Here is an 8,170-nt window from a genome sequence, read left to right on the forward strand (position 1 = left end):
ATACTGTTGTTAATCCTGGACCTTAACCTAATTGGGAATTAATCGTTCACATGATAGGCTTGATAAACGTCTCGCTTAGGGATATTTCTTTCTTCTGCCACCTTCTTTATTGCATCCTTGCTTTTCCACTGTTTGATTTCTATGTAATGGTTAACATGTTGAATCACACTTAAATTTTCCCACCAATGATCCATTTGTTCTTCCTCGTCATTTCCTTCAACTACAATACAAAATTCACCCTTCATGGTGCCTTGCTTTGACCATTCTAAAAGCTCTGAGGCAGTTCCTCTAACATACTCTTCAAACTTTTTAGTTAGTTCCCGTGCAAGTGCCATCTCCCTATCACCAAAGTGGTCAGAAAGATACTGTAATGTGTCAGAAATTCGATGTGGTGATTCATAAAACAAAATCGTTGCTTGAATTTGCTTGATTCTTTCTATTTCTGTGTCTCTCTCTTTTTTCTTCCTCGGCAAAAATCCGTAAAAATAGAACTCATCTGTCCGTAACCCAGACCCAACTAAGGCACAAAGCGCTGCACTTGCTCCTGGCAAAACAACAACAGGGTAGTCATTGGCAATACACGCTTTAACTATTTCGTATCCAGGGTCAGAAATTGCCGGCATACCTGCGTCACTAACTAGAGCAATATGTTGACCATCAGCTAACAGTTCAAGTAATCTATTTTCTCGCTCTTCTTTGTTATGTTCGTGATAGCTAATGAGTGTGGTTTTTATTTCAAAGTAATTTAGTAACTTTCTGGTGTTTCTTGTATCTTCTGCCGCTACTACTTCAACTGCTTTTAATGTATTTAATGCCCTTATCGTAATATCCTCTAAATTACCAATTGGAGTAGGGACAATAAATAATGTGCCCGAATGATGGTTTTCCTGAAAGCTCTTTTGACTCTTCATACTGAACTACCCCCATTTGTTTTCTGTCGACCAATATGTTTATTCACATACAGTCATTTCTGATGTGCCCCGTACAGTATTTCCTCTAGCTCTTTTGAATAGTTACCTTCTGAATCAAAAGCATACAAGGGAGGTAATATTTTTAAATCGGGACTACCATCTCTAACCCCCTCAATTAAAAGTGTATTCGCTTCTCGGCCTTCTTTCGGATAAACTAGCCTCATTCGCTTTGGTTCTAGTTTATATTTTTTAAATAATGTAATGATCTCTATCAACCTTCCTGGACGATGAACCATTGCAGCTTTCCCACCTGATTTGGTAAGTTTACTTAAAGCTTGAATAACGTCTTCTAATGTACAATACACCTCGTGTCTTGCAATCGTTAAGTGTTCATTTTGATTGTGTTCTGTTAAACCATTATTTTTAAAATACGGGGGATTAACGGTAACAACATCAAACTTATTATTGCCAAAGCGTTTGGGCATGTCTTTTAAATCACCATGAATCATCGATAATTGATGATCTAATTCATTTAGTTTAATATTTCTTATGGCCATATCATATAATCGCTCTTGAATTTCAACACCAGTAATCATTGCCTTCGAACGGCGGCTTAACAGTAATGGAATAACACCATTTCCGGTACATAAATCAAGAACCTTACCTCGCTTGATTGGAACATGCGCGAAGTTTGCAAGTAAAACAGCATCTAAAGAAAAAGCAAAAACTGTAGGACTTTGAATAATTCGCATAGTTGCTTCTGCTAATAAATAGTCTAGCCTTTCGTCCCCGATTAATTCAACCATTGAAATATACCCACTCTCTAAAAAAAATAAGGCTTACAAAGAAGGACTGACTACGTGCAGGCTTGATAGCAAACCATGTAGTCAGTCCATTATTATATTTCTAATAAAAGTGTAGGTAGGCTTAGACGCTAATTGTTTACTTTCATTCATACATAAATAAAACTTGTTACTTCGTTTTATTTAAGAATAATAAACAAAAAAGGCAATCCTCATCCTGTCTAGGACTTCCAAAATGGACGTTACAAATATGGAATCCCTCTTCATATAACCTAGCTAGATTGTCATAGCCTTCCCCAACACCCACATCTTTATCATCTGCTTCTTGATCTATCTGATTCATTTCACCATCATCTTCCAACCGATTACGCAAATGATGGTTTTCGACAGCAAGACGGTGGTTTTCCTCGAGTAGTTCGCTAAGATGTTTTTTTAAGTCTCCGAGTTGCTGATATAATTGTCCAATTTGCTCTTCCATATAAGAAACTTGTTCAAAGACTTCTTTTTTATTCACGCTACTTTCCACCCCATCATTCCGTGGCTTGCGTCTTAATAACTCCTTCGTTTATCAACTCATCCAGTGTATATTCAATTACTCGTTCCTTTTCAGGAATTTCAATTTGAATAATCCGCTCTAAAATGTTCAATCCAACAACCTTTCCTTTTCCAAAAGGTGTGTTGATTGTTTCACCTAAGTCTGGAAGTTGTTTCTTAGCTGTTTCATAATCATCGTTTTCGTATTTTAAACAACACATTAAACGGCCACATAAGCCAGATATTTTAGCTGGATTTAACGAAAGGTTTTGATCTTTAGCCATTTTTATTGAAACAGGTTCAAAATCTCCTAAAAAGGTGGAGCAACAAAGCATTCGGCCACAAGGACCGATTCCTCCTAATAGTTTTGCCTCATCCCTTACACCAATCTGTCTAAGCTCTATTCTTGTTTTAAATACAGCAGCTAAATCTTTAACTAAGTCCCGGAAGTCTACCCGTCCATCGGCTGTAAAGTAAAAAATAACTTTATTTCGATCAAACGTATATTCAACATCAACTAAATTCATATCTAACTTATGCTCTTGGATTTTTTGCTGACAAACGTGATAGGCTTCTTTCGCGTTTTCTTGATTTTCTGCGACTGTCAATTTATCTTTATCTGTAGCAAGACGTATAACTTTTTTTAAAGGAAGGACAACATCTTCTTCATCGACCTTCTTATTAGCAATTACGACTTTTCCGAACTCTATCCCTCTTACCGTTTCAACAATAACATAATCATCAAGTTGAATGGCGTGATTTTCTGGGTCAAAATAATATATTTTACCGGCTTTTTTGAAGCGGACACCGATTACTTCTATCATGTATCTTTCACCTCTGTATTTGAAGCGTTAATTGTTCCATCACTAAAGTAGGATGAACATTTTGATCTAGTTTCCGTTTCGCTTCCATAATTGCATATAATGCCTGGGTTGCATGACTTCGAGACCATTTCAACGATGATTGTACAATCTCATCAAGGTGACTTGTGAAAACAATAGATTGTTCATTTCCAACATCATGATAAATTAAATCCTTAAACCAAAGCATTAATAATTGTAGTCCCTGATGTAATTGATTTCGATCTTTGAAATGAGTCATCCACTGGTTATTAATAAAAAGCAATGCTTCATCTGGTTTAGCTTGGAGTACTTCTATTAATTGTACCACTATCTTTCTAGCATTAGCAAACCACTCATCTGTATTTATCTCAATTGCATCACTAATATTATTTGTCAGTGATGCCAGTATTTTGGAGGTTTCCATTGCAATTCCCTGTTCTTGCAATTTTTTCTCAAAGTGAATAGGGTTTAGCGGCTGCAGAGCCATGATCTGACACCTTGACCTAATCGTTTGCAAGATAGATTGACTGTTTTCTGTTAACAACATCGCTGTTGTTAGCTTGCTCGGTTCTTCCAAAAACTTTAGTAAACGGTTAGATGCATTCGTCGTCATTTTATCTGCATCAACAATGATATAAATTTTTTGATTCGATTCTAATCCTGTATAGGTGAATTCCTTTTGTAAATGAAGAATTTGTTCTTTTTTAATCGATTGACCATCTGGTATAATTTGGTGGACATCAGGATGATTATTCGAATCAATCCGATGACAATCCTTGCACTCATTACAAGCTTGTCCATCCTGTTTGAACTTACAAAAAATACTTTTGGCAAATAATTTACTTAATTCATATTTTCCTGTACCTCGTTGCCCTTGGAATAAATAGGCATGAGAAATTCTATCTTTTGTAATACTATTGAGTAACATTTTACTAACGCGCGGCTGTACCTTAGCCATTTCAGCCCATGTATTCATAACCTAACTCCCTTTACTAAATTGTAAGAAAAGCGCAAGCGCCTTGGTCAGACCCGACAGGCTTAAGACAAGACCTGACGTGGCGGTCTTTGCCACAGAAGGGATTGACTTATGAACCGAGGGGCTAGGCGCTGGAGCTAGACAAAGAAAAGCGCAAGCGCCTTGGTCAGACCCGACAGGCTTAAGACAAGACCTGACGTGGATGTCGCTAGATGTTATCCACGTTTCGATTTTATATTTTCTTATCTTGCATAAAAAACTTGGCTAAAAAGCCAAGTCTAATATATTTTACATATATAAGTTTACAAGTAAACCTTTAATTTCTCCAATCATATCTAATACGTCAATGTTCTTCTTCTCTTGATCTAACACCATCTCGGTTAGCTCCAATAGCTTTTGATCAATTTCTGCTACGAGTAACAATGACCGATTGTTACTATGACTTTGTTTTAAACCAAGCCCTGTAGAAACAGATTCTTTAATAAATGACTTTACCATTCGTTTATACTTTGTGAGATCTTGAAAGGAACGATACCTAGAAATTCTTTCACCTTGTAAGGTAATAGCTTCAATAAACCTTTGAAGCTCATTACCTTTTATCTCTTGGTTTTTAGCTGTGATGACTGAGTTAAAAGATGAAACTGTTTGCTTTGGTGAGGTGAAATTTTTTGGTGTTTTATCTAGTTGTGTACGTAACTCTTGATTTATTTTCATTTATCCACCTTTAAAATTGAAAAAAAGAATCAACCGGAATAACAAAGACTGTAGCTCCACCAACTTCAACGTTAATTGGCCTCGGAATATACGAATCAGCATTTCCACCCATCGGCGAGATAGGAGCAACCATTTGTTCGCGTTGACTACAGTTTTCCTTAATAATACTTAATGCATCATCTACTTGATCATCGTTGCAACCAATCATTAATGTCGTGTTACCCTCTTTTAAAAACCCACCAGTTGTTGATAGTTTTGTCGTCTTAAATTCCTTTTTTCCCAAAGCATCAGTTAAACGATTGCTATCCTTGTCCTGAACAACCGCCAAGATTAGTTTCATTCCTTTTCCTCCTCCAATTTTATATATGATATTTTATTCATGTCTAGGATGATTGTTAATGAAATGACAAGTTGTGCTGCTACTAGTTAGAAGAAATATAATGAATAATCTCGTTGTAAGCTCTTTGTTTTACTTCAGCTATTGCCTGGTGTGCATCAATCTTTTTAATTCTTTCTGGAAAACGATTCAATAATTGATAGTAGGCATATTGAACCTTTTCATGAAAACTTAATGCTTCCAAATCTAATCGATTTTGCTCTCTTTCTTTATTCGATATAATTCGCTTTAATCCTTCTTCTGGACTTATATCAAAAAATAAAGTTAAATCGGGCATTGTACCTTCAATGGCGAACTGATTAATTTGATAGATTTCATCAATACCAATTCCTCTTGCATAACCTTGATAGGCTAAACTACTGTCAATAAATCGGTCACAAAGAACGATTTTACCATTTGTTAAAGCAGGTAACACCTTTTCAACTAGATGTTGCCGTCGAGCAGCCGCATACAGTAACGCTTCTGTTCTTGCATCCATTTCTGTATGTTCTGGATTTAAAATCACCTGTCTTATCTTTTCTGCAATTTTTATCCCACCTGGTTCTCTTGTTGTAACGACATCATAGCCTTGCGTTACTAGCCCTGCTGCTACTTCTTGAAGGATGGTAGATTTTCCCGCCCCTTCTCCACCTTCAAATGTTATAAAATATCCGTTCACATTCATTCTCCTTTAAGAAAAGCGCAAGGCGCCTTGGTCATACTGATAACCCCCGAGAGTTAGCATCTAGAATTAGCCACTTTTTAGAATTTTGATTTTATAAGAATACCTTTAAACCTTTTTTTATTTCCGTGTTTTGAAATGAGACACCTTGTTTGAGTAACTCTGTGATTAATTCCATATGGTTTGTTGTTACTTTTTCCCCCTTCATCAACAATGGAATCCCAGGAGGATATGGAATAACTGCTTCTGCAGCTAAATGATTGTCCACTTCATCCCACGTTATAAAGGTTGTCTGTTTCTCATTCATCTGTTCATAAGATAGGTCTAACTGTCCTATTTCATTAGAGAAGAACATTATCTTTCCTTCTATTGTAGCATTTCTACGATTAAATTTTAAATGACTATTAATATTTTCTATCGTCTGTTCTAGTTTAGTTATCTGTTCATATGGGTGTAATCCATGAATAAAAAGAATTTGGTTGTGGGAAGCCAATTCATAATAAAGACCATTCTCTTCTAATAATCTTGTAACGTTTCCCATGTCATAACCATTTTTTAGCTGAACTGTAATTTTTAATGGGTCATCTAGACCTTCACGAAAAGGAATTAAATCCCATTGTTTCCCTTTTCGTAACAAATCTCTTACTTCTATTATGCTTTTCTTTATTTCCTCGATTGTTTCCTGACTTATCGTAGCCAAATATGCTCTAGCTAAATCAAGACTTGCTAACAATGGATAGGAAGGGCTACTCGATTGAAGCATACTTAGAAAGTTTGCGATCTTATCACGGTCGACTAAATTTGAATTGACGTGCAAATAGGATGCCATTGTCATTGCTGTCGCCATTTTATGGGTTGATTGAACAACGATATCTGCGCCAAGCTCTACTGCTGATTGCGGAAACATTTGAGCAACATTAAAATGGATGCCATGAGCCTCATCGACTAATACAGGTATCCCGTATTTATGTGCATGATTAACTACACTTTTTAGGTCAAAAGTTGTCCCATAATAATCCGGATACGTTAAAACCACTGCCTTACTATCTGGATGTTCAATAACTGCTTGTTTTAATGACGCCAGATTGGGACCTGTATATCTATTAACTAAAGGATCGAAATCTGGGTAAATAAAGATTGGCCGGGCACCTGCTAATTCTAGCCCATTAATAATTGACTTATGACAATTTCTTTGGACAATCACTTTATCATTTTTAGTACAAGTAGCTAAAATCATTGCAAGATTGCCAACAGTACTTCCTCCGACAAGAAAGAATGTTTCGTTAACCTGAAACCAATTAGCTGCCAGTTGTTGTGCTTCTTTAATGACACCAGTTGGAGCATGTAAATCATCTAAACCGGTTAATTCCGTCAAATCAATCCTAAGAATCTCGCTAAAGACGTTTTGCCCTTTCCCGGGAAATACTTGACCACTTTTATGTCCTGGAACATGAAAAGATATCGGATTATTTTGGCTAAACTCAAGTAATTTATCAAAAAGGGGTGTTTTGATTTGGTTGATCATCAAGTGGCAAACATCCTCTATTAATTTATTAGATATATTTAGAAAAAAGCCTTAATTATAAGGTTCGACAATAGTATCCATACACTTACTAACGGTGACTTGGGTTAACATCTAGAAACAGGGGGGACCTAAACTAACTGGCGGTATTATTGTGCTGTATATTATAATACAACAAATTTAAGATAAGCGCAGGGCGCCCGGAGCAAGAAAGTTATTGGATTTTTTTTACTTTCTTATTTTTTTAAAAAACCCTTGCCATTTAGAATTTAGAATGACAAGGGTTTTTTATTTTTATTCTATAAGTTCATTGTAGGTTGATTAATATGTTTTAATTTACTTATATAGTTCTTATACTCTGGTTCTTTTGGGTCGGTATGAACGATTTTCTGTTCACATTCACAACAAATAAATAAATGATATAGGTAAATTCCCCGTTCCTTACTTTCATCACAAATACCACAAGTATGTTTTACTTCAACTGAATTCATTTTCTCCACCTCCGTTAGCTTAGTTTCTCCTAATCTAACGAAAACTATACATAACTTAAAATATAGTTTTATTTCATTCTATGAAATTATAGTTAAAACTTGTTTGTACAGTAATAATTTTGGTTGTACTATTTTAGCAACGATTTTAGACCCATACAAAAAGTGCTCAGATACATTCTGAGCACTTTTCTATTTGCCTGGCGACGTCCTACTCTCACAGGGACAAAGTCCCAACTACCATCGGCGCAAAAGAGCTTAACTACTGTGTTCGGCATGGGAACAGGTGTGACCTCTTTGCTATAGCCACCAGACATATTCA

The 8,170-nt window shown here is 35.9% G+C and carries 10 protein-coding genes and 1 rRNA gene; all 11 read right to left on the minus strand.

All coding sequences use genetic code 11. The features are described from left to right. Positions 1 to 38 precede the first annotated feature (38 nt). Entirely contained in the window at positions 39 to 911 is an 873-nt protein-coding gene (gene rsmI / locus NC799_RS13715) for a 16S rRNA (cytidine(1402)-2'-O)-methyltransferase (RefSeq protein ID WP_272447012.1), read from the minus strand. A gap of 53 nt (positions 912 to 964) precedes the next feature. Next, on the minus strand, positions 965 to 1,717 hold the full coding sequence (locus tag NC799_RS13720) for a tRNA1(Val) (adenine(37)-N6)-methyltransferase (RefSeq protein WP_272447013.1): 753 nt from the start codon (positions 1,715 to 1,717) through the stop codon (positions 965 to 967). 166 nt (positions 1,718 to 1,883) lie between these two features. Further along, positions 1,884 to 2,228 carry a DNA replication initiation control protein YabA gene (yabA, locus tag NC799_RS13725; protein WP_272447014.1) on the minus strand — a complete coding sequence of 115 codons (345 nt, stop codon included), beginning with the start codon at positions 2,226 to 2,228 and terminating at the stop codon, positions 1,884 to 1,886. A gap of 16 nt (positions 2,229 to 2,244) precedes the next feature. Continuing rightward, a complete protein-coding gene (locus NC799_RS13730; RefSeq protein ID WP_272447015.1) occupies positions 2,245 to 3,072 on the minus strand; it encodes a PSP1 domain-containing protein in 828 nt (275 codons plus the stop codon). Between the two features lie 7 nt (positions 3,073 to 3,079). After that, positions 3,080 to 4,066 (minus strand): DNA polymerase III subunit delta', encoded by a 987-nt coding sequence (holB, locus tag NC799_RS13735; protein ID WP_272447016.1) that lies wholly within the window; start codon positions 4,064 to 4,066, stop codon positions 3,080 to 3,082. Positions 4,067 to 4,354: 288 nt separating this feature from the next. Continuing rightward, entirely contained in the window at positions 4,355 to 4,780 is a 426-nt protein-coding gene (locus tag NC799_RS13740) for a YaaR family protein (RefSeq protein WP_272447017.1), read from the minus strand. A gap of 10 nt (positions 4,781 to 4,790) precedes the next feature. Next, on the minus strand, positions 4,791 to 5,120 hold the full coding sequence (locus tag NC799_RS13745; protein ID WP_272447018.1) for a cyclic-di-AMP receptor: 330 nt from the start codon (positions 5,118 to 5,120) through the stop codon (positions 4,791 to 4,793). A gap of 82 nt (positions 5,121 to 5,202) precedes the next feature. Continuing rightward, positions 5,203 to 5,835, minus strand: a complete 633-nt coding sequence (gene tmk / locus NC799_RS13750) for a dTMP kinase (RefSeq protein ID WP_272447019.1) — start codon at positions 5,833 to 5,835, stop codon at positions 5,203 to 5,205. A gap of 97 nt (positions 5,836 to 5,932) precedes the next feature. Then, positions 5,933 to 7,363, minus strand: coding sequence for an aminotransferase class I/II-fold pyridoxal phosphate-dependent enzyme (locus NC799_RS13755; RefSeq protein ID WP_272447021.1), 1,431 nt, complete (start codon positions 7,361 to 7,363; stop codon positions 5,933 to 5,935). Between the two features lie 296 nt (positions 7,364 to 7,659). After that, positions 7,660 to 7,851: a sigma factor G inhibitor Gin gene (locus NC799_RS13760; RefSeq protein WP_272447020.1), complete on the minus strand. Its 192-nt coding sequence runs from the start codon at positions 7,849 to 7,851 to the stop codon at positions 7,660 to 7,662. Positions 7,852 to 8,046: 195 nt separating this feature from the next. Continuing rightward, positions 8,047 to 8,162, minus strand: a 5S ribosomal RNA gene (gene rrf / locus NC799_RS13765). Positions 8,163 to 8,170 lie beyond the last annotated feature (8 nt).

Source organism: Aquibacillus salsiterrae (assembly GCF_028416595.1).
Classification (GTDB): domain Bacteria; phylum Bacillota; class Bacilli; order Bacillales; family Amphibacillaceae; genus Aquibacillus_A; species Aquibacillus_A salsiterrae.

What these genes read in the sequence shown, in the direction of transcription:
- rsmI (WP_272447012.1), bottom strand. Translation starts at nt 911, where the DNA reads ATGAAGAGTCAAAAGAGCTTTCAGGAAAACCATCATTCGGGCACATTA.
- NC799_RS13720 (WP_272447013.1), bottom strand. Translation starts at nt 1,717, where the DNA reads ATGGTTGAATTAATCGGGGACGAAAGGCTAGACTATTTATTAGCAGAA.
- NC799_RS13730 (WP_272447015.1), bottom strand. Translation starts at nt 3,072, where the DNA reads ATGATAGAAGTAATCGGTGTCCGCTTCAAAAAAGCCGGTAAAATATAT.
- holB (WP_272447016.1), bottom strand. Translation starts at nt 4,066, where the DNA reads ATGAATACATGGGCTGAAATGGCTAAGGTACAGCCGCGCGTTAGTAAA.
- NC799_RS13740 (WP_272447017.1), bottom strand. Translation starts at nt 4,780, where the DNA reads ATGAAAATAAATCAAGAGTTACGTACACAACTAGATAAAACACCAAAA.
- NC799_RS13745 (WP_272447018.1), bottom strand. Translation starts at nt 5,120, where the DNA reads ATGAAACTAATCTTGGCGGTTGTTCAGGACAAGGATAGCAATCGTTTA.
- NC799_RS13755 (WP_272447021.1), bottom strand. Translation starts at nt 7,363, where the DNA reads ATGATCAACCAAATCAAAACACCCCTTTTTGATAAATTACTTGAGTTT.
- NC799_RS13760 (WP_272447020.1), bottom strand. Translation starts at nt 7,851, where the DNA reads ATGAATTCAGTTGAAGTAAAACATACTTGTGGTATTTGTGATGAAAGT.